This window comes from Coxiella-like endosymbiont, assembly GCF_024730665.1.
GTDB lineage: Bacteria > Pseudomonadota > Gammaproteobacteria > Coxiellales > Coxiellaceae > Coxiella.
Genome location: NZ_CP084737.1, coordinates 891,286 through 912,185 on the forward strand (window position 1 = coordinate 891,286; position 20,900 = coordinate 912,185).

Below are 20,900 nucleotides of genomic sequence, written 5' to 3' on the forward strand. Positions count from 1 at the left end.
TGCGTATTCTTATAAAATTTAAGTAGTTTTTAATTGATTACTAAATTTAACTGATTGATGATAATTGATGATAGCAATGTGGGCAGGAAATTATTGAGTTTATTGTCAAGTTTTCATAATGCAGCATTTTCATTTTATTTATAGTAAGTTATATAATAAATGGATAGTAAAGGCGCCATGTTATGGAATTCAACAATAATAGAAGAGGCAGATTTTTAGATATGAGAATATAGATGAGATAGGGCAAATAAATTTTTTAGAGATCCAAATTAAACCACTCCTGCAGCAGCCTAGTCGGATATATTGATTGCATAGAGAGAAATCATGTGTGATTCCAACGACGTCGGTGGCGTGATTAATGAGTTTTGGAGCTAACTTATGAATCCTAGAGTTAGCTTTAAAATTTATTTAGAAAAACCTTTACAAACTTTTAGTTCGTTTTACAAAGCAACAATACTGCCTACCATCATTTGCGCTATCTGGCCGAGGAAGCTAGGTTCTATCATATCTGTACGATAGCAGCTAGGTTCTAAGAAAATTATTATAGATTATTTTAAATAATCTTGGAGCTACAGGATGCAAAGACTATCGAGGAAGCATATAAAGATAATGAATGGCTGAAAAAATGTTTTAGTCCTAGCACACAGGCTCAAGGGGCAGGACATTAAAAGCTGCGAAACAGGCAGTTTTCAACGTCGTACTTCCTACATGCTCTGAATCACACTAAAATGAGTTTTAAGATTTATGAATTTTCGTGTCGCTTTCCTTAATTTCACCTACAGAACGGATTGATATTTTTAAATAGGCTTGTAAAATCAGTGTTTAATCATCATCGATTGAATGTAAAAGTAATTGCCTACTTTTCGGATATAGCTTCATTTTTTTCTTCAGCAGGAGAAAGTTAACAGTTCAAGAATCTCGAAATATCATTTGATAAGTGCGAAGAGATTAGAAAAGCGTTAATAAGCGGAGTAAGCATGCGGTAGTCAGGTCATTTATTTCCAAAACCACTGGAAGGTTTTGTATGCTGAATTTTAGAAGCAACATCCCGGCAACCATACTATAAAATTGTTAAAAAGTCTTAATTAAAAGAATTGCAGGAAATGATTGGCAGGAATATTGAATATTGATCGTAAATATTCTGCATCATGGCGCCAGAAGATATTTTTAATTTTTCGGCCTGACCTTAAGAGAGTAAACATGAAGAATTACCCATTAAAATGTGATACAATGAAAAGGTTACATGATTGACTTAATAAATGGCTTGTGCCGAGAAGAATTAAAAGCTTATTTTCAATGGGCTCTGAATAGATGACTATTTTCTAAGTTTTACATTAATTTTAGAGAGTGGCAGTTCGTTCCTAATTAGAAAAACATAGAGAAATAATGGAGTTAAAAAAGTAATTTCTTAATCCAAAAGGTACAGAAAGAACAAAGCTGTTAAAATTTGCTCGAGCTTGCTCTAGACAATCGAAATTCTTCAGTGAGTTTGCGAATTTGTTTAAACTAGAAATTGTCAAAATATTGCATGAAAGTGAATGCATGGCAAAGCTCCATGATAGGAATTTTAAACGCTAGATTAAATAAAAATAGAGAAAAGGGGCTTTTTTTGGGAAGATAGAGAAAAAAGGATATCCTGACTTACCAGTAAAGCTAGAAGGAAAGCAATGAATCAAAGTCAGTTAACTATACCGAGCAAAGCTTAATAGTTCATTTCTTTACTATAAGAAATCAGGTGGGGGAAGCAAGAATTTTCCAGAATACTCTTGACGATGTTGAAGGTTTTCTTTAGATGCTTCGTTGAGAAAAAGCGCAATCCTTCGCTTGTTTTCTCTATACAACTTAAATTAAATCAAAATGAGAGTATGAAAATTGCTGGTTTTGAGATAGGCTTAAATGAGCCTTTATTTTTGATTGCAGGTCCATGTGTGATTGAAAGTGAGACACTGGTGATGGATGTTGCCGATGAACTTAAAACGATCACTCAGGCGCTGGACATTCCTTTTGTTTTTAAGGCATCGTTTGATAAAGCCAATCGCTCTTCTTATTTAAGTTATCGCGGACCAGGGATTGAAAAAGGATTGTCAGTACTTGAAAAGGTTAAAAAAACGCTGCGGCTTCCAGTTTTAACTGATGTCCATGAAGACACACCACTGAACGAAGTGGCTTCTGTGGTTGATATATTACAAACGCCCGCTTTCTTATGTCGGCAAAGTAATTTTATTCGTAATGTCGCTGCGTGTGGCAAACCGGTAAATATTAAAAAAGGACAATTTTTATCGCCTTGGGAGATGAAACAAGTGGTGGAAAAAGGGTGGTCGATGGGAAATAAAAATATCATGGTGTGTGAGCGTGGTTACTCATTTGGGTATAACAATTTAATTTCTGATATGCGTGCTTTAGTCATTATGAGAGAAACAGCTTGCCCAGTGGTGTTTGACGCAACCCATTCTGTACAATTACCGGGGTGGCAGGGTATCAGTTCTGGCGGACAACGAGAATTTGTACCAGTGTTGGCGCGTGCGGCCGTGGCAGTAGGTATCGCAGGTATTTTTATAGAAACGCACCCCGATCCCGATCACGCTTTAAGCGATGGCCCTAATTCTTGGCCTTTAGCGAAAACGTTGCCATTATTGAAAACCCTGAAAGTTATTGATCAAACAGTTAAGAAAACTGAATTTCTGGAAAATATGAAATAGATCTTAGTTTGTTGAATCAATTCTAGGATCCAAGTAATCCTTAAATATTTATCTGAAAATATATTTAATGCTATAGTAATTGTCATGATCGCAACTATCAGTGACATTGATGCTCGCGAAATTTTAGATTCGCGAGGTAATCCTACCATTGAAGTAGGAGTTACGCTTTCTTCACATGCGCGAGGTCGAGCTGCTGTTCCTTCCGGTGCATCGACGGGAGAGCGCGAAGCTATCGAATTGCGGGATAATGATTTTAACCGTTATAATGGTAAGGGCGTATTGCAAGCAGTTGAAAATGTGAATGGTCCTATTCGTGAGGCTTTATTAGGCCAAGATCCCCATTCTCAGGAAGAGATCGATCGTATTATGCTCGAATTAGACGGAACGGAAAATAAAGCCAATTTGGGTGCTAACGCTATTTTGGGAGTTTCATTAGCGGTAGCCTATGCGGAAGCAAATGATATGAGATTGCCGTTATATCGTTATCTCGGTGGTGATGGTCCTTTTAGCATGCCAGTGCCTATGATGAATGTTATCAATGGTGGTATCCACGCTAATAATAATTTAGATTTTCAGGAATTTATGATTGTGCCTATTGGTGCTCCCACATTCGCTGAAGCACTTCGTTATGGCGCTGAAATTTTTTATGCATTAAAAAAGCGATTAACTTCTCTCGGGTTAATAACAGCCGTTGGTGATGAGGGCGGTTTTGCACCTGATTTGCCTCATAACGAGGCTGCTTTTGAATTAATTTTAGAAGCCATTAATGATGCTCATTACAAACCAGGCAAAGACATTTATTTAGCTTTGGATGCTGCAGGTTCAGAACTTTATAGAGATGGTTTTTATAATTTTGAAAATGACAAAGTAACCAGTGAAGCTTTAATTAGTCGCTTTACAGAATGGGCAAAAAAATATCCGATTATTTCGATTGAAGATGGTTTGTCGGAAAACGATTGTGAAGGGTGGAAATTATTGACAAAACAGTTAGGAAATAAAGTGCAATTAGTAGGTGATGATATTTTCGTGACCAATCCAAAAATTTTAGAAAAATATGGCATTGAAGCAGGCGTTGCCAATGCTATTTTAGTTAAACTTAATCAAATTGGTACGCTGACAGAAACATTAGCCACTGTCGGTTTGGCAAAAAGCGCCAATTATGGTGTTGTTATTTCACACCGTTCAGGAGAAACGGAAGATACCACGATTGCAGATTTAGCAGTAGCAACGACGGCGGGCCAAATTAAAACAGGGTCTTTATGTCGCTCAGATCGGGTAGCAAAGTATAATCGTTTGTTGGAAATTGAACGCGAATTAGGCGACCAGGCGCCTTATGCGGGTAAGGAAGCATTGCTTTTTTAGTATGGAAGCGGGTTGTTTTTGGATACGACCCATTATTGGAATCCTCATCGCCTTGTTTATTTTACTGCAATATCAATTATGGTTTTCTTCAGGTGGCGTTATATCTGTTTATCATCTGAATAAGAATATTCATCAGCAAATTCTCGAAAATAAAACATTCGCGAATCGTAATGCAGTGTTAGAAGCTGATATTGATGATTTAAAAAATAGCAATGAAGCCATCGAAGAGCGTGCCCGTAATGATTTAGGGATGATCAAAAAAGGTGAAATATTTTATCAAGTCGTCAAATCAATTTCGAAGTGTTAAGCTTCCTTTATGAAAAATACCTCCGAAAAAAGGCTACGCTTGTTGATTTCTAATGATGACGGTATTTACGCAAAAGGGTTAATAATATTGGCGCGTATTCTCGCTGAGCTAGGAAATGTCGACATTGTAGCGCCCGATCGTAATCGCAGCGGTGCGAGCAACTCATTAACATTAAATGCACCATTGCATATAAAAAATTTAGAAAATGGCATGATTAGTGTGGAAGGTACACCAACGGATTGTGTACATTTAGCGATTACTGGCTTTCTCCCTGAAGTGCCCGATATGGTGATTACTGGAATCAATGATGGACCTAATTTAGGAGATGATGTGTGGTACTCAGGGACCGTGGCAGCAGCAATGGAAGGACGGTTTCTGGGATTGCCCGCGTTAGCTATTTCGTTAGTAGGAAAGCAATTTCGATATCATGAAACGGCAGCGAAAGTTGCTTATCAGTTAATTCAGCATATTGTGAAAGAACCTTTGCCTACCAGCACCGTTTTAAATGTGAATGTACCAGATTTACCCTATCCTGATTTAAAAGGATTTGAGGTCACTCGTCTGGGCACACGACATCGTTCAGATCCTACTATTCGGCAAATAGACCCCCGTGGCCATCCTGTCTATTGGGTAGGTGCGGCGGGGCCTGAGCAAGATTCTGGTCGAGGCACAGATTTTTTTGCTATTAATAATAATTGTGTATCTATTACTCCGCTACGTGTTGACCTTACGCATTACGAAGGATTTGATCAATTAGCTAATTGGATTAAACGATTAGAAAGATAAAAACATGTTAAACATTTCCTTTAGTCGATGGTGTGTCGGTCTAATATCAGTTATCTTGGTTTTAGTGGTTATAGCCGGATGCGTAAAAAAGGCGCATTTTGCGCCTGTGCTCAATGGCTGGTTACAGTCCGATGCAAAGAAAGGGCTTTATCGCGTTAAAGAAATGGACACTATTTACTCTATTGCATGGGCGTTTGGCCTGGATTATCAGGCTCTGGCGGCGATTAACCATTTAAGCACACCTTATGCTATTAAGTCTGGGCAACTATTACATATGACTAATGCCCCCTCCAATATGGCCAAAAAATTGTCTTACTTCAGCTGGCACAGAAAAGTGATCAAGTGCTGCCGCCATGGCGGCAGCACTTGAGTCCGGCTAGCTCAAGATTAGTGTCTCATTGGCAATGGCCTGTAAAAGGACGTATTATAGGCTGTTATTCTGAGACGATGACAGCAGGCACTCAGGGGCTCGACATCACGGGTTACTATGGGGAGCCTGTGCATGCCGCCTCTGAAGGGGTAGTCGTTTATAGTGGTTCTGGAGTGCGAGGTTATGGTAATCTTATAATTATAAAGCACAGTCAGAATTATCTCAGTGCTTATGCATTCAATAAACAGATCTTCGTCAAGAAGGGGAGCAGGGTTCGTGTTGGTCAGGAAATCGCGGAAATGGGACGCACTGATTCAGGATGTGTTATGCTCCATTTTGAGATTCGCCGAAATGGAAAACCTGTAAATCCACTCCGTTATCTATCGTGAAAAGAAGTAGCAGATTTAGTCGAGCGATAGCCAACGTCGATAGATGTTTTCTCATTTCTAAAGCTGAAAAAATAATTGGTAAATATGTTAATCGACAAAGTAATATTAGTTATCCACGCGAGAAGTTAATTCAGAATGTCGATTTGCGCGTGCTCATATCGAGCGTTGATTAGAACAATTGGACAAATTTAGATTGCGTGAGTGCGAAAATAGAACACTGAAATCAGAGGCGATAAAACAGTAGGACTGGAAGTGCAAAGTATTTATTAAATACAAAGAACATACTGAATTAATTGCCGTCATATTTTCTAAGAAAAAGGTGTAATATCACTGGCAAATAAATTTAAAGATTAGAATCTAGTAGATTATGTCGGTGGTTTGAAAACAACAAGCTTTAGCTTCCAAAAGGAAGGTCTTTTACTCCATCATTCTCTCGAAGGCAAAAATGACAAAGCAGAAATTTGAATTTCTAGGAGTGCAGAAAACTGTACGAGAGATTTAGACTTACCGTTTTTGTAATTCTGTCATCGATCGCACTTTTACAACAGAATCGGAGATATCAACACGCATTGACTACTAATTTGTGAAGTCGTAAAAATATTACACAATGTTTGTCGATAATTATTTTCGTTACTAATTAATGCAAGATAATGCATGGGTGTATTTTTAAAGTTACAACAATATCCTTCACTCTCACGCGTTTTAGACATATATGTCTAAAACGAGAATTAGGGATGAGTCACCATTTAATCAGTATGCAAGTTAGCTGATTTTTGCCCTAAAGATCCTTACCAAACACTGCCGCTGGGAATATTGTATCCTCTGTTTTGCACACTAACAACACAGATGTAGGCTATACAATTTTATTTTATTAAGCGTATCAATAGGTTTATTTGGTTATGTCATACCATGCCGCGGTAATATCTGAGAGAAATTCGCCGTGATAGCAAAACTGAGGAGTTTATCGTGACAAACTCATTTTGGCAGTTGGCGTAAAAAATAAAAAATTTTCAGGAAAAGGCTTAAATAGTTAAGATGCTTAGCTTATTATCAATAAGTATGCCTAATGACCCAATCATTACTTTTACTATTATGTACATAGGTTACTGGAGTTTCACTGTTCTTGGTGTAACCACTTTGTGTTTTCTCAATTTCTGAAAAAGTTTCTTCCAGTAATGCAGTCAACAAAGCCTTCATCTCTTAGCAGAAAAGATAATAATAAAGACACCCCCACCTCCATAATTTAAAGAGATGAAGACAGGATCAGTTTACTCCAATATTGTCCTTAAAACTTCTATAACTTTATTTTACATAAAAATACAACGTAAACGATATATAACAATCAGAGGAAGGGATTGTATCTGACAAATCAAGCCAAAGCTCTAACCGTGCTCCGTTTTAGCGATATGTCTGAATAGTTTCTCTTTTTACACTTGCCTTCTTCTTTCTTAGGCCACTAAGCAATTAATTGGGATGCTTCTTTTTTATGAAACAGAAAGGAGAGAAGGAGAATATAAAGTCAAATGAAGGATATTAATAACTATAAGAATGGGAGATATTTGGTCGCCAGATGAAATTTTGGAGCGGGAATGCACGACAATAGAAGGATGTAAAACTTTGTTCTTAAATTCATATAAGTAGGCATTAATTTTTAGTAAGTTTTGGTAAAAATACAAACTGATCTAAGTAAATATCGTTTTTTTAGTTGAGACATAAAAAATTTATAATTTCAAAAACTAAAAGACTATCTTTTTATTCCTGTAATAATTCATGTGGATACAAAAACCAAGAGAATTCTAATGCATTGTTTAATATTTTTGCTGATATGGCTGACTAAATAAAATAAGCATCGTTACAAAAAATTTTCTTTGTCAGCTCGTACTATCGTTGGGAACGAATTGCTCAAATAAGGTCAGACGAGGCTTCTAATGTTTTTCTCATAAAAATGACATTTTAAAAATATACGTCGAGTTCATCATATTACATATGAAATTGAGTCTCACTTTGCTTTACCAAAGTTAAAAATGTTTGATTTTTTAATTTAAATATTTTTTAAGTCATCATTTTCTAAGGGGCAGATTTTGTAGAAACCCCCATGCAAGATATTCAGCTAATTTTCTTAAGATAAAAGTATATTTTTCAAAAACACTCTTAAATCGAAGTTTAGCCAAAATTTTCATTCATTGTTGAAATTATTTCTGAGACGATTAATGAATCCAACCCATACTCACTGATATAGGCAGACAAATCAATTTTGCTAATTTCTAGATTGATCTGATCGATGATATTTGCTAAAAGTTTTAATAGCTTGAATATCTTTATTGTATAGTTTCTATTTTTGTTTTTGATTTAGTAATAAACAACTTTCATTCTCTTTGGGAATATTCAAAAGTAATATCTTCCTGTAATGTGTCATAGATTTTTATCGGGAGTTTTAGGAAAAAGGCAAATAATTCCCCTGTATCTTCCTGATAAAAATCTATGACACATTTTGCAGTGTATCTCAACCTACTTAGTTATTTAATTTTATTAGTTATTTAATTTTAAAGGATTTTTTTCTCTGTAAAACCAAAGATTCATCAAAAAGATCTCTTTTGCTCCTTCATGAATACGATCTACACGTGTCCCTGTAAAAAAACTGAGATGTTAGCACTTTTCATATCCTTGCCTATCCCAGTGATTGCAAAAATCGAGGCACCTAATAATTAAAGAACCAACGCTACGTTTTACATTCCTAAGCACATTACACTAAAATCCAGTCGAACCAACAACATCGCTTTCTGTTCCATAAGTATTCCTTCTCACGCTTTGCCAATCAACCTTTCCATAACGAGTTTATTTTTTATAGGGATACTCTGTGCCGTTAAATTATAAATCAAGGATTAGAATTTTGGGCTAAATAGTAATATGGGGTGAGAAGCCTATCTATTTCACTAAAAAATGAAATCTAGGCTTGTTAACTAGGTAATATCTTAACAAATTGTAATAAGTCTTCGCCCATTTTGCATGACAGTATAGTTTTGGTTCTCTGAAGTTACCCTACGTTTAAACGATCCGAATGTGTTTTAAAATAATGTGCGCTAGATTTAATTGTGTAGGGGTAGTGAGTGGAACATATTTCCTGGATGAATAATACTTTTTATTTTTACTTCTTCGTGAAGCTATGACACGTAATACCTTTGCCTGATACAATTTCGACGTAGACTTTGTCAGATTCGTGCTTATCGCTTCACTAAAAGTGCCAACTATATTCCTGATTATAACACCATTGGAATTGTACTAGAATAGGATCTTATTTATTATTCTCGGTGGCACTTTTCTCCTGAGCTTATAACAATCACATTTTTCTGTCTCCAAGTGCACATTGAATAAAAATTGCTCTTCTGCTTGGAATACCAAGGTTATCGATTATAATGATATCCTTTGCAGGTTTTTTATCATTTCTATTCGCTTTTAAGAGAAGTAACTGTCCCAGCTATTTCCGTAGGCTCTATACCTTTTCAGATTTTCAGACTTCAATTATAAAAGTCTCTAATTATCTTAGGATTCATTTTAGCGTCAAAATTAATTCTCGTTTTCTTTTGGAAAGGAGTACCTATCCACTGTTCCTACAATATGTACGGTCGTTTGTTAAAATCTAGTTGGCCTTTCTGTCCTTTAATTTGCTGATGAATTAAATTTAAAAGTCTTGGAACCATAAAATTAGAGTAGGTTCATCTTGAAAAATTTGGAATAAAATGATAATACTCGTGACTGCGAGTAATAAGGAATGATATCTGGGAAACTGAAAAACAGAGCTACTAGGGCTTTTGTTTTGCTCTGAACAAATAGTTAAGGTTGAGTAAAAAACGAATCGTACAGGACTAAGAGTAGCTCTGATGCAGGTCCTTTAGATTTGAAGAGTAAAAGGACTGACTGGTGAGGTTCTTTTTTATGGCCTTGATTCCGTTAAAATATTCGACTATAAAAGGTATAGAGGGCTTTAATGAGTCGTCGTCCGTTAGTTGCTGGTAATTGGAAGATGCATCATGGTACGCGAGAGAGTGTGACAGCATTATTAGAAGCGCTAAAGCACGGTTTTAAGGGCCTAGAAATGGTAGAATTGGTTGTTTTTCCTCCTTTCGTTTTTATTGCCCATTGTGAAGCCGCTTTGATGCGTACCCAAATTTCCTGGGGAGCTCAGGATGTTTCAGAACACGAAACTGGAGCTTATACAGGGGAAATTTCTGCATTGATGCTGAGGAATTTTCATTGTTGTTATGTCATTGTTGGGCATTCAGAGCGGCGTCAGTCTCATGGGGAAACTAGCGAGAAAGTGGCTGCTAAAGTAAGAGCGGCTCTGAAACACGGTATCCGACCAATCATTTGCGTCGGAGAAACAGAAAACGAGCGCAAAGCGGGACAAGCATTAAAAGTGATACAAGAGCAACTTGCAGTTGTGCTGCGTATGAATGATAATCTGGTCTCACTTAAGGAAATGGTGATTGCTTATGAACCTATTTGGGCGATTGGGACCAGTAAAAATGCCTCACCAGACCAGGTTCAAGAAGTCCATGCGGCGATTCGAGCTGAATTGTATTCGTATGAAGTCACACTTGCAGAAACTATACGGATTTTATATGGTGGCAGTGTACAGTTAGATAATGCCGGTGCTTTATTTGCGATGCCTGATATTGATGGAGCACTGGTAGGTGGGGCTTCCCTGAAGGCGGAACAATTTTTACAGATAGGACAGCAATGCAACCGTCAGTTTCATTGATACATGTTCTGATCGCCGTTTTCATTATTGCCCTCGTGTTGTTACAGCACGGGAGAGGCGCTGGCGTGGATATGGGCTTTAGTAGTGGCGCTTCAAATACTGTGTTTGGTAGCTCGGGTGCTACGCCGTTTTTAATAAAAGTGACGATTTTTTTAGCGGCTGGTTTTTTTGCTACGAGTATTGGACTCAGTTATTTAGCATCACGCCAGTTAAAAGACGCGATAAAAGTGTCACCCTTGCGATCAGCGCTATTTAAAAATTTTCAGTCTGGGATTAGTACTCGTTCTCCTTACGTAACGCCGAAGTGGTGAAACTGGTAGACACGCTGTCTTGAGGGGGTAGTGGGGAAACCCGTGTCGGTTCGAGTCCGGCCTTCGGCACCAGTTTGTGGACGGAAGGCTTAATATGCTGCACAATGATTATCTACACACAGTTAATATAAAGGGCCATTGATTTTGTTAGCATATTATTTTCCTATTTTAATATTTATTGGCGTTGGACTATTTATTGGTTTCCTTGCTTTGTGGTTGGGGTGGTTTTTGGGGCCTAGATGTCCCTACAAAGCCAAATTATCTCCTTACGAATGTGGTTTTGAGGCATTTCAGGATGCTCGTTTGCCTTTTGATGTTCGTTTTTATTTAGTTGCTATTCTTTTTATTATCTTTGATATAGAAACAGCTTTTTTGTTTCCTTGGGCTATTGTGTTGCGACACATCGCTTGGAGCGGCTTTTGGGCAATGATGATCTTTCTTGCCATCCTGTTTGTTGGATTTGTTTATGAATGGAAGCGCGGTGCTTTAGAGTGGGAATGAAGATGAAATATCAACTGACTAAAGAAGGTTTTTTGCTGACTTCTGTGGATGATTTGATGCGGTGGGCACGTAGTAGTTCATTATGGCCAATGACTTTTGGATTAGCTTGTTGCGCTATCGAAATGATGCACTGCGCTTCATCTCGATATGACCTTGATCGTTTCGGCGCTGGGTTATTTCGACCCAGTCCTCGCCAATCTGACGTAATGATTATAGCAGGTACGCTTTGTAACAAGATGGCACCAGCACTGCGTAAAGTCTATGATCAAATGGCGGAACCGCGCTGGGTAATTTCGATGGGTTCATGTGCGAATGGTGGTGGGTATTATCATTATGCTTATTCGGTAGTCCGTGGTTGTGATCGTATTGTACCAGTAGATATATATGTACCTGGCTGTCCACCAACAGCAGAAGCTTTACTTTACGGCATTATACAACTGCGTAATAAAATTCGTTATCCCAATATTTTTGATCGTCGAGTAGCGGTTTCTGTTGACTCTTGATCTTCTTAATCAAGCCCATGGACTTGTTCATTGGTGCAGTTTATACAAAGAAAAGCCTGTTCTTAGCACAGGAGAAATCACTGATCATGAAGATATCTAGGAAAAAGTAATGGCTGATAATCAAACACTCGTAAGTCTGGTTGAAGACCATTTCAGTTCACAAGTAGAAAACGTAAATGGTAGTCTTGATATTGTGACTGTGGAATTATCAACCAATTATCTTCTGGAAGTTGGCATAGCATTGCGGGATAATCCTTTATTTAAATTTGAATTGTTGCTCGATATTTGTGGTGTGGATTATTTAAAATATGGCGTTAGCCATTGGCGTACAGAGGAAACAACCAATACGGGATTTAGTCGTGGTTATAGTAGTGATCAGTTAGAACAAATAATTCCGTGGAATAAACCTCGATTTTCGGTGGTTTATCATTTGCTATCGATTACTAATAATCATCGGCTTCGCTTAAAAATTTATGTTGATGGTGAACCACCTTTGGTGCCTTCGGTAATTAAAATATGGAATTCTGCGGATTGGTATGAGCGAGAAGCATTTGATTTATTCGGAATCGTATTTGATGGTCATCCCGATTTGCGGCGATTATTAACCGATTATGGTTTTGTGGGTCATCCTTTCCGAAAAGATTTTCCCTTGATTGGTGAGGTTGAGCTTCGTTATGATGCAGAACAACAACGTTGCGTTTATGAGCCCGTCAGTATTCAACCGCGCGTCATCATGCCTAAAGTAATCCGCATGGATAACCGTTACGAAAAGTGTGAAGAAAACAATGACTGAAGTCCGTAATCACACATTTAATTTTGGACCACAACATCCCGCGGCTCATGGTGTGTTGCGTCTGATTGTCGAAGTCGATGGTGAAGTGGTTCAACGAGTAGATCCACATATTGGATTTCTTCACCGCGCGACAGAAAAATTAGCCGAAAGCAAGCCATATAATCAATCAATTGGTTACATGGATCGTTTAGACTATGTTTCGATGATGGCTAATGAACACGGTTATGTGTTGGCCGTTGAAAAATTATTAAAAGTCGATCCACCGATCCGCGCAAAATATATTCGCACAATGTTTGATGAAATTACACGAATACTAAACCATTTATTATGGTTGGGAGCGCATGCGTTAGATATAGGTGCAATGACTATTTTTCTTTATTGTTTTCGTGAGAGGGAGGATTTAATGGATTGCTATGAAGCAGTCTCAGGTGCACGCATGCATGCTACTTATTATCGCCCGGGCGGTGTTTATCGCGATTTACCCGATAGCATGCCGAAATACAAACCTTCTCGCTGGCATAATAAAAAAGAAGTAAAAAAATGAATGAAGCTCGCGAGGGGTCGCTGCTTGATTTTATTTGGGATTTTACTGAACGGTTTCCAAAATTAATGGATGAATACGAAACGTTATTAACGGATAACCGAATTTGGAAACAGCGCACAGTGGGCATTGGTGTTATTTCACCAGAGCGAGCATTGCAATTAGGCTTTACGGGCCCCCTTTTGCGTGCTTCAGGGGTGGAATGGGATCTTCGGAAAAAGCAACCCTATGCGGTTTATGATCGCATCGATTTTGACATACCAGTCGGTCGGGAAGGAGATTGTTACGACCGTTATTTAGTTCGTATGGAAGAGATGCGCCAATCCACTCAGATTATCCGTCAATGCATAGAATGGCTACGCAAAAATCCAGGGCCAATTATGATTAACGATTGTAAAATCGTACCTCCAAGTCGAGAAATGATGAAACGCGATATGGAATCCTTAATTCATCATTTTAAATTATTTACAGAAGGATACGTGGTTCCCGAAGGTGAAGCTTATGCTGCGGTAGAGCAGCCGAAGGGGGAATTTGGTGTTTACATCGTTTCCGATGGTGCTAACAAGCCTTATCGAGTTAAAGTGCGTTCAGCAAGTTATCCGCATTTAGCAGCGATGAATGAGATGTGTCGTGGACATATGATATCAGATTTAGTCGCAATTATTTCGAGTATTGATATCGTATTCGGCGAGATAGATCGATAATGCATCACGTAGAGGAACAATTTAAAATTGATGCCTCAGTCGCCAAAGAAATTGATCAATGGATTGTTAAATATCCACTAGAACAAAAACGCTCAGCAGTTATACCGGCCTTAATATTTGTACAAAAGCAAAATAAGGGATGGTTAAGTAAAGCGGCAATGAATGCGGTTGCAGATTATTTAGGATTACCTCGAGTGTGGATTTATGAAGTAGCCACCTTTTACGATTTATACAATCTCGAACCGATCGGTAAACATAAAATTAGCATTTGTCAGAATGTGTCGTGTTTTTTAATGGGAAGTGATGTTATTGTTAACTGCGTTAAAAAACGTTTACTCATTGATTTTAATGAGACAACTACAGATGGTTTGTTTACGTTAAAGAGTGTGGAATGTATGGCCGCTTGCGGAGGCGCACCCATGTGTCAAATTGACGATCAAAGATATCACGAAAATTTAACGCCCGAAAAAATACTGACCATAATTGATAAATTAGAGCGAGAGTCAAAAACTAATGCTCACTAATGCAGTATGTTACCGTACTTTGCACTTACAAGAACCGTGGACGCTAACGTCCTATGAAAGCGTTGGCGGCTATAAAATATTGCGAAAAATTATTAAAGAAAAAACATCATCGGAAAATATCATTAATGAAATAAAAGAATCTGCTTTGCGGGGTCGGGGCGGCGCTGGATTTCCGACTGGTTTAAAATGGAGTTTTATGCCACGCGACAAACAAGGTCAAAAATATGTAATTTGCAATTCAGATGAGAGCGAACCTGGTACATTTAAGGATCGGGATATTTTACGATTTAATCCTCATCAGGTGTTAGAAGGGATTGCGATTGCTTGTTACACTTTGGGTGCTAATGTTGGATATCATTTTTTGCGCGGTGAATTTTGGGAACCTTTTAATCGATGTGAACAAGCACTACAAGAAGCTCGTGAAAAAGGACTTCTTGGAAAGAATATATTAGATTCGGGTATAGATATCGAAATTTATAATCACTTTAGCGGTGGAGCGTATGTTTGTGGTGAAGAAACCGCGTTGATGAATGCATTGGAAGGCAAACGTGGTTGGCCTAGATTTAAACCCCTTTCCCTGCAAATTTTGGTTTATACGGCTGTCCAAGCAATATTAACAATACGGAAACTTATGCCTCCATACCGGTAATTTTAGAAAAGGGTGGTAAATGGTTTTCGGATTTGGCATTGGCACCACCAAAAAGTGGTGGTATGAAAATATTTTCCATTAGCGGTCACGTGGGAAAGCCGGGTAATTATGAGGTACCGCTTGGTATTCCATTCGTTGATTTATTAGTATTAGCTGGTGGTATGCGCAAGGGAAGCGTCTTAAAAGCGGTTATTCCAGGAGGTAGCTCTATGCCGGTTTTACCCGCTGACATTATCATGAAAACGGTAATGAGTTTTGATGGACTAGTTAAGGCCGGCTCCATGTTGGGGTCCGGTGGCGTTATGGTGATGGATCATTCGACTTGCATGGTGAAAGTACTTGAACGCATTTCTAAATTTTACATGCACGAATCGTGCGGGCAATGCACTCCCTGTCGTGAAGGAACGGGCTGGATCTATCGTTTAGTGCATCAAATTGAAAACGCAGAAGGCACAAAGCGCGATTTAGAGCAGTTACGTCGGGTTGCCAAAGGTATTGAAGGGCGCACCATTTGTGCTTTCGGTGAAGCAGCAGCCTGGCCAGTGTCTGGCATGCTAAAACATTTTTATAAGGAATTTGAATATCATGTAACGCATAAAAAATGCATGGTTGAAAATTATAATTGACGGTTTGACCCCGGAATCCAAGAGAAGAATAGAAGGGAAGAGGCAGGGGATCCGGGGTCGTCGGAAGACACGCTGGGGCTGGGGGGGCTTGGTGTTGTTTTTCTGAATTCTGTGGGGAAGCTATGGGATTATGAAGGCGGACAAAAAAATGGTGGAAATTGAAATCGATTGCAAGAAAACGATGGTAGAAGATGGAGTGTCGGTTATTGAGGCAGCGGATGAAATGGGGATTTATATTCCGCGTTTTTGTTATCACAAAAAATTATCCGTCGTTGCCAATTGTCGTATGTGTTTGATAGAAGTAGATGGATCTGGAAAAACCCTGCCTGCTTGTGCTACGCCCGTGACTGCTGGTATGAAAGTTTTTACTAAATCCCAAAAAACTATTGAGGCTCAACGTGCTGTCATGGAATTTTTATTGATCAATCACCCATTGGATTGTCCTATCTGCGATCAAGGTGGTGAGTGTGAATTACAAGATATCGCGATGGGTTTCGGTCGTTCAGATTCCAATTACGATAAAGCTAAACGGGCGGTATTTAGCGACAATATTGGTCCACTAGTAGAAACTGAAATGACTCGTTGCATTCAATGTACGCGATGTGTGCGTTTTGGTGAAGAAATTGCAGGATTGCCCGAATTGGGCGTGATTAATCGTGGGGAAAAGGAAGCGATTTCTACCTATGTTAAGCATTTTATACAATCAGAGTTGTCTGGGAATATTATTGACATTTGCCCTGTAGGTGCATTGACGGATAGACCGGCGCGTTATCGAGGGCGTGGGTGGGAATATCGTGAAAATGCTGCGGTTGCACCGCATGATTGCGTGGGGGGTAATATTTTTTCATACACGCTGGCAACAATATGTGCCGCAACGGGTGGTTGTGCGCGCAGTACCGCGTGAAAATGATGCAGTGAATGAAATCTGGATGAGTGATCGTGATCGTTTTAGTCATTTTGGTTTATATCATGAATCTAGAATTTATCAGCCAAAAATAAAAATTAACGGGAAGTGGGTGGAGGTGTCTTGGAAAGAAGCGATGACGGCAGTAAAAGTGAAAACAGAGGCGTTAATTAAAAAACAGTGTGCTTCACAAATTGGCGCGTTGATATCGTCAAGCGCCACTACTGAAGAACATTATTTATTGCAAAAATGGCTTCGTGGTTTGGGGAGCCAGAATATCGATCATCGTATTCGTTGGCAAGATTTTCGGGATCAAAATGTGTTTCCCGCCTTTCCTAGTTTAGGCTTACCCATTGCCGACATCGAGAATTTAAACGTAATTTTATTAATTGGTTCATGTGTTCGATTTGAACAACCGTTAATTAGCCACCGTATTAATAAAGCCTGTTCAGAAGGCGCAAAAATTTTAGTGATTAACCCAATGGATTATCCGTTTGTTTTTAGAGTGGATAAAAAAATCATTGTTTCGCCGCAGAAGTTACTCGGAGTACTTCATACAATGGCAAATGAAAAATCACATGTCATTATAGAAACGCTAAAAAAAGCTAAAAAATCGGCGATCTTTCTCGGAGAACACGCGCTTCATCATGCAGAGGCGTCTGAAATTCGTGCATGGGCACATTTTATTGGAGAAAAATGTGGAGCAAGTGTGGGTCTTCTTACAGAAGGGAGTAACAGTGCTGGGGCTTGGTTAGTTGGTGCCGTACCCCACCGTGGACCAGCAGGTGAATCATTAGATTCTCCGGGTCTTGATGCAAAAGCGATGCTAACAACTGATCCTTTGAAAATTTACTTTTTATTAAACTTCGAACCTGAACTAGATTGTGCCTATGCGGCAGAAGCCAAGCGTACATTGATGAATGCTGAATTTGTGGTTTGCTTAACGACGTTCCGTAGTGCAGAAATGGAATCTTATGCGGATATTCTTTTACCTATTGCGCCATTTTCTGAATCGGGCGGAACATTTGTTAACGTAGAGGGACGTTGGCAATCGTATGTACCAGTAAGTGCGCCAGAAAATGATTCTCAACCAGCATGGAAAGTGCTCCGAATTTTAGGGAATTTTTTTGAGTTGCCCGGATTTAACTATAAGACACTTCAAGAAGTACAGGACGTAGTCATTCTAGAAACCAATGCTATTACTCTCGCGCAGGCGGAAAGTCAGCAAATTAAAAAATCATTTTTTTCGCTGACTTTCCGCCTGCGCGAGAGTAATAGCATTGGTAAGTCCTACCTAACTCGTCTTGCTCCATGGCCGATGTTTTGTGTTGATAATATAGTTCGCCGTTCTCAACCTTTACAAGAAACTTTAGCGGATCGATTAAACAATATTCGCCTCAATGAAAACACTGCTTCCCGACTAAATCTCACAGCAGGTAATCCCGTGACGGCAATTCAGGGGGAAAGCCGGGTGACATTACCGTTGGTGATTGACGAACGCTTAGCTGATGATACAGTTTTGTTAGCTTCAGGATTGATCGTAACTTCGGGTTTTGGTCAGGCAGAAACAGTGATCACCTTGGAAAGAGGTGATTGTGGTAGATAAAATCCTTATATTGATTTGGATTATTATTAAAATCATTATTATTTTGATTCCTATACTAATCTTCGTTGCGTTTTTAACTTTTGCTGAACGAAAAGTAATTAGTTATATTCAGGCGCGTGTTGGGCCTAATCAAGTTGGTTTTCATGGTTTTGCGCAACCAATTGCTGATGTATTTAAGTTATTATTCAAGGAAATTATAGTTCCTACTTCTTCTAACCGTTATCTTTATTTTATTGCACCGGTTTTATCTTTAGCTCCTGCTTTGGTGGCGTGGTCGGTGATTCCTTTCGCCAAAGGATGGGTATTGACTAACGTGAATGCGGGTTTACTTTTTTTATTTTCAATGTCCTCGTTGGGTGTGTACGGCATTTTGGTAGCGGGGTGGGCTTCTAATTCTAAGTATGCGTTTTTTGGTGCCTTACGTTCTGCAGCTCAAGTTATTTCTTATGAAATCCCGATGGGTTTTGCTTTAGTGGGAGTATTGATTGCAGCAGGAACAATGAATTTACAAGATATCGTGTTACGACAAGCGGGAGGAATTTGGCACTGGTTTTGGTTACCGTTGCTGCCTTTATTTTTGGTGTATTGGATTACAGCAGTAGCAGAAACAAATCGTGCGCCGTTTGACGTTGCCGAAGGTGAGTCTGAGATTGTAGCTGGTTTTCATGTAGAATATTCGGGCATTACGTTTGCGCTTTTCTTTTTAGCTGAATACTCCAACATGGTTTTAGTATCCGCTATTATTACGGTAATTTTCTTAGGAGGATGGTTGTCGCCTTTTCAAGGAATTCCGGTATTACAGAGTGTTTTTGCCTGGATACCAGGGATCGTCTGGTTTTTATTAAAGTTATCACTTTTTATTTTTACATATTTTTGGATACGAGCTACGTTTCCACGTTATCGTTATGACCAAATTATGCATTTTTGCTGGAAGATATTAATTCCAGTAACGTTAGTCTGGATTGTAGTTTTAGCTCTAATAGTAGAATTTCGTTTAACGCATTGGTTTTAATTAAGTGAAACGACTAAAACAGATTATTAAAAGTTTTACTCTTTGGGAGCTTCTGAAAGGGCTTTCATTAACTTTATGTTATTTTTACAAGAAAAAGGTCACCATCCATTATCCAGATGAAGAAGTTTTGAGTTCGTTTCGGTTTCGAGGTATGTTGGCTCTACGACGTTACCCGAATGGGGAAGAACGTTGTATTGCATGTAAATTATGTGAGGCGGTTTGTCCAGCTTGTGCTATTACGATTGAAGCTGGTCCTCGACAAAAAGATGGTTCACGACGGGCGACATTATATGACATTGATGCTTTTAAATGCATCAATTGTGGATTTTGTGAAGAAGCGTGCCCTGTTGATGCTATCGTTTTGACTTCTGAGATGCATTATACGATTAAAGATCGAGGTGAGAATATACTTACTAAAGAAAAATTACTAATGATCGGGGATATGTATGAAGAACGAATTGCCAAAGATCGTGCAAAGGACAAAAAGTATCGGTAATATTTACATTATTCTCGCGCAGAAAAGTCGAGAGCAAGGAATACTTGCTTTGGCTTTCTAAATTTTTTTGCGGGCAGGATAAAAGAGGAGAAAATTGAGTATGATTAATGTTTCCTGTTTATGATGTCATATTTTTTATTTTTGCAATCGTTTTAATTTCTGCTGCTACGATGGTCGTTGTATTGCGTAATCCGGTCCATTCTGTACTTTTTGTTATGCTCGCCTTTTTTGCAAGCGCCGTTTTGTGGATGATGATGCAAGCGGAATTTTTGTCTTTAGTCTTAATATTTGTTTATTTAGGTGCGGTGATGGCGTTATTTTTATTCGTTGTCATGATGCTGAATATTGATCTTTCAAATATGGAGAAAAAATTTGTGCGGTTATTACCGTTAGGATTGCTTGCGATCTTGCTCTTAATCTCAACGATGGTAGTTGTTGTTAGGCCTCGATATTTTAGTATAGCCTCTACCACTTTACTTCTCATACCCGATCATTTTAGCAATACGAAAGCGATGGGAGTCTTACTTTATACTCATTATTTATTACCTTTTGAAATTTCTGCTGTCATTTTGTTGGTGGCTATTATTGCAGCAATTACACTTGCGTTTCATGGGCGAAAATCGAATACCAAGTCACAGTACATTCGTGAACAACTGGAAATAACTAAGGAAAATCGCTTGCGTATGATAAAAATGAAGTCAGAAAAGTCATGATACCACTAGGTTATTTTTTGATAATTAGTGCTATTTTATTTGGATTAGGATTCGCTGGCATTATTGTTAACCGAAAAAATTTAATCTCGCTTATCATGTGTATTGAACTCATGATGTTGGCCGTGAATACAAATTTTATTGCTTTTGCGCAATATTTACAGGCATATGCAGGAGAAATATTTGTGTTTTTTATTTTAACAGTATCTGCTGCAGAGTCGGCAATTGGTCTAGCGATTTTAGTATTATTTTATCGTCACTGTGGCAGTATTAATGTGGATGATATGAATGTTTTAAAAGGATAACGTAGATAAGAATGATTAGGAAGTATGTAGGGTAGAGGTAGGT

Annotated in this window: 17 protein-coding genes, 1 tRNA gene and 4 pseudogenes; 20 read left to right on the plus strand and 2 right to left on the minus strand. The window is 38.5% G+C overall.

The window, feature by feature from the left end; genetic code table 11:
* Window positions 1-1,865 precede the first annotated feature (1,865 nt).
* The 6 genes from kdsA (at window position 1,866) to LG660_RS03830 (ending at window position 5,913) form a co-directional block, all read left to right on the plus strand.
* A complete protein-coding gene (gene kdsA, locus LG660_RS03805; RefSeq protein ID WP_258267343.1) occupies window positions 1,866-2,699 on the plus strand; it encodes a 3-deoxy-8-phosphooctulonate synthase in 834 nt (277 codons plus the stop codon).
* Between the two features lie 84 nt (window positions 2,700-2,783).
* A complete protein-coding gene (gene eno / locus LG660_RS03810; protein ID WP_258267344.1) occupies window positions 2,784-4,061 on the plus strand; it encodes a phosphopyruvate hydratase in 1,278 nt (425 codons plus the stop codon).
* A gap of 22 nt (window positions 4,062-4,083) precedes the next feature.
* Window positions 4,084-4,368, plus strand: coding sequence for a cell division protein FtsB (ftsB, locus tag LG660_RS03815; RefSeq protein ID WP_258267746.1), 285 nt, complete (start codon window positions 4,084-4,086; stop codon window positions 4,366-4,368).
* Window positions 4,369-4,377: 9 nt separating this feature from the next.
* Entirely contained in the window at window positions 4,378-5,154 is a 777-nt protein-coding gene (gene surE / locus LG660_RS03820) for a 5'/3'-nucleotidase SurE (RefSeq protein WP_258267345.1), read from the plus strand.
* 64 nt (window positions 5,155-5,218) lie between these two features.
* Entirely contained in the window at window positions 5,219-5,524 is a 306-nt protein-coding gene (locus LG660_RS03825; protein ID WP_258267346.1) for a LysM peptidoglycan-binding domain-containing protein, read from the plus strand.
* On the plus strand, window positions 5,521-5,913 hold the full coding sequence (locus LG660_RS03830; protein ID WP_258267347.1) for a murein hydrolase activator EnvC family protein: 393 nt from the start codon (window positions 5,521-5,523) through the stop codon (window positions 5,911-5,913). The genes LG660_RS03825 and LG660_RS03830 overlap by 4 nt, the downstream gene beginning before the upstream one ends.
* A gap of 1,050 nt (window positions 5,914-6,963) precedes the next feature.
* Here the strand turns inward: LG660_RS03830 and LG660_RS03835 are convergent.
* Both LG660_RS03835 and LG660_RS04460 read right to left on the minus strand, forming a co-directional pair.
* Window positions 6,964-7,110, minus strand: a complete 147-nt coding sequence (locus LG660_RS03835; protein ID WP_258267348.1) for a hypothetical protein — start codon at window positions 7,108-7,110, stop codon at window positions 6,964-6,966.
* Between the two features lie 966 nt (window positions 7,111-8,076).
* Window positions 8,077-8,262, minus strand: coding sequence for an acyl carrier protein (locus tag LG660_RS04460; RefSeq protein ID WP_373566710.1), 186 nt, complete (start codon window positions 8,260-8,262; stop codon window positions 8,077-8,079).
* 1,636 nt (window positions 8,263-9,898) lie between these two features.
* Between LG660_RS04460 and tpiA the strand changes: the two genes are divergently transcribed.
* From tpiA to nuoK, 14 genes and pseudogenes are all read left to right on the plus strand, one after another.
* Entirely contained in the window at window positions 9,899-10,672 is a 774-nt protein-coding gene (gene tpiA / locus LG660_RS03840) for a triose-phosphate isomerase (RefSeq protein ID WP_258267349.1), read from the plus strand.
* Window positions 10,651-10,878: pseudogene (gene secG / locus LG660_RS03845) on the plus strand (preprotein translocase subunit SecG); the annotation flags it as partial. The gene tpiA and the pseudogene secG, both read left to right, overlap by 22 nt.
* A gap of 92 nt (window positions 10,879-10,970) precedes the next feature.
* Window positions 10,971-11,055 (plus strand) — tRNA-Leu (locus LG660_RS03850).
* A gap of 66 nt (window positions 11,056-11,121) precedes the next feature.
* Window positions 11,122-11,484 carry an NADH-quinone oxidoreductase subunit A gene (locus LG660_RS03855; RefSeq protein WP_258267351.1) on the plus strand — a complete coding sequence of 121 codons (363 nt, stop codon included), beginning with the start codon at window positions 11,122-11,124 and terminating at the stop codon, window positions 11,482-11,484.
* Window positions 11,485-11,486: 2 nt separating this feature from the next.
* Entirely contained in the window at window positions 11,487-11,987 is a 501-nt protein-coding gene (locus LG660_RS03860) for a NuoB/complex I 20 kDa subunit family protein (RefSeq protein ID WP_258267352.1), read from the plus strand.
* Between the two features lie 109 nt (window positions 11,988-12,096).
* Window positions 12,097-12,780, plus strand: a complete 684-nt coding sequence (locus LG660_RS03865) for an NADH-quinone oxidoreductase subunit C (RefSeq protein ID WP_258267353.1) — start codon at window positions 12,097-12,099, stop codon at window positions 12,778-12,780.
* Window positions 12,773-14,025, plus strand: a pseudogene (locus tag LG660_RS03870) (NADH-quinone oxidoreductase subunit D). The gene LG660_RS03865 and the pseudogene LG660_RS03870 overlap by 8 nt, the downstream one beginning before the upstream one ends.
* Window positions 14,025-14,549: an NADH-quinone oxidoreductase subunit NuoE family protein gene (locus LG660_RS03875; protein ID WP_258267354.1), complete on the plus strand. Its 525-nt coding sequence runs from the start codon at window positions 14,025-14,027 to the stop codon at window positions 14,547-14,549. Before LG660_RS03870 ends, LG660_RS03875 begins: the two are co-directional and overlap by 1 nt.
* Window positions 14,539-15,824: pseudogene (gene nuoF, locus LG660_RS03880) on the plus strand (NADH-quinone oxidoreductase subunit NuoF). The gene LG660_RS03875 and the pseudogene nuoF overlap by 11 nt, the downstream one beginning before the upstream one ends.
* 148 nt (window positions 15,825-15,972) lie before the next feature.
* Window positions 15,973-17,896 (plus strand): annotated as a pseudogene (gene nuoG, locus LG660_RS03890) (NADH-quinone oxidoreductase subunit NuoG); the annotation flags it as partial.
* 427 nt (window positions 17,897-18,323) lie between these two features.
* Window positions 18,324-19,346: an NADH-quinone oxidoreductase subunit NuoH gene (gene nuoH / locus LG660_RS03895; RefSeq protein ID WP_258267357.1), complete on the plus strand. Its 1,023-nt coding sequence runs from the start codon at window positions 18,324-18,326 to the stop codon at window positions 19,344-19,346.
* Between the two features lie 4 nt (window positions 19,347-19,350).
* Window positions 19,351-19,842 carry an NADH-quinone oxidoreductase subunit NuoI gene (nuoI, locus tag LG660_RS03900; RefSeq protein WP_258267358.1) on the plus strand — a complete coding sequence of 164 codons (492 nt, stop codon included), beginning with the start codon at window positions 19,351-19,353 and terminating at the stop codon, window positions 19,840-19,842.
* A gap of 107 nt (window positions 19,843-19,949) precedes the next feature.
* Window positions 19,950-20,555 (plus strand): NADH-quinone oxidoreductase subunit J, encoded by a 606-nt coding sequence (locus LG660_RS03905; protein ID WP_258267359.1) that lies wholly within the window; start codon window positions 19,950-19,952, stop codon window positions 20,553-20,555.
* Window positions 20,552-20,857, plus strand: coding sequence for an NADH-quinone oxidoreductase subunit NuoK (gene nuoK / locus LG660_RS03910; protein ID WP_258267360.1), 306 nt, complete (start codon window positions 20,552-20,554; stop codon window positions 20,855-20,857). Before LG660_RS03905 ends, nuoK begins: the two co-directional genes overlap by 4 nt.
* Window positions 20,858-20,900 lie beyond the last annotated feature (43 nt).

Bases quoted from the DNA above. Each gene is read 5' to 3' on its own strand.
- kdsA (WP_258267343.1), top strand. From the start codon at position 1,866: ATGAAAATTGCTGGTTTTGAGATAGGCTTAAATGAGCCTTTATTTTTG.
- eno (WP_258267344.1), top strand. From the start codon at position 2,784: ATGATCGCAACTATCAGTGACATTGATGCTCGCGAAATTTTAGATTCG.
- surE (WP_258267345.1), top strand. From the start codon at position 4,378: ATGAAAAATACCTCCGAAAAAAGGCTACGCTTGTTGATTTCTAATGAT.
- LG660_RS03835 (WP_258267348.1), bottom strand. From the start codon at position 7,110: ATGAAGGCTTTGTTGACTGCATTACTGGAAGAAACTTTTTCAGAAATT.
- tpiA (WP_258267349.1), top strand. From the start codon at position 9,899: ATGAGTCGTCGTCCGTTAGTTGCTGGTAATTGGAAGATGCATCATGGT.
- LG660_RS03860 (WP_258267352.1), top strand. From the start codon at position 11,487: ATGAAATATCAACTGACTAAAGAAGGTTTTTTGCTGACTTCTGTGGAT.
- LG660_RS03865 (WP_258267353.1), top strand. From the start codon at position 12,097: ATGGCTGATAATCAAACACTCGTAAGTCTGGTTGAAGACCATTTCAGT.
- LG660_RS03875 (WP_258267354.1), top strand. From the start codon at position 14,025: ATGCATCACGTAGAGGAACAATTTAAAATTGATGCCTCAGTCGCCAAA.
- LG660_RS03905 (WP_258267359.1), top strand. From the start codon at position 19,950: ATGTTTCCTGTTTATGATGTCATATTTTTTATTTTTGCAATCGTTTTA.
- nuoK (WP_258267360.1), top strand. From the start codon at position 20,552: ATGATACCACTAGGTTATTTTTTGATAATTAGTGCTATTTTATTTGGA.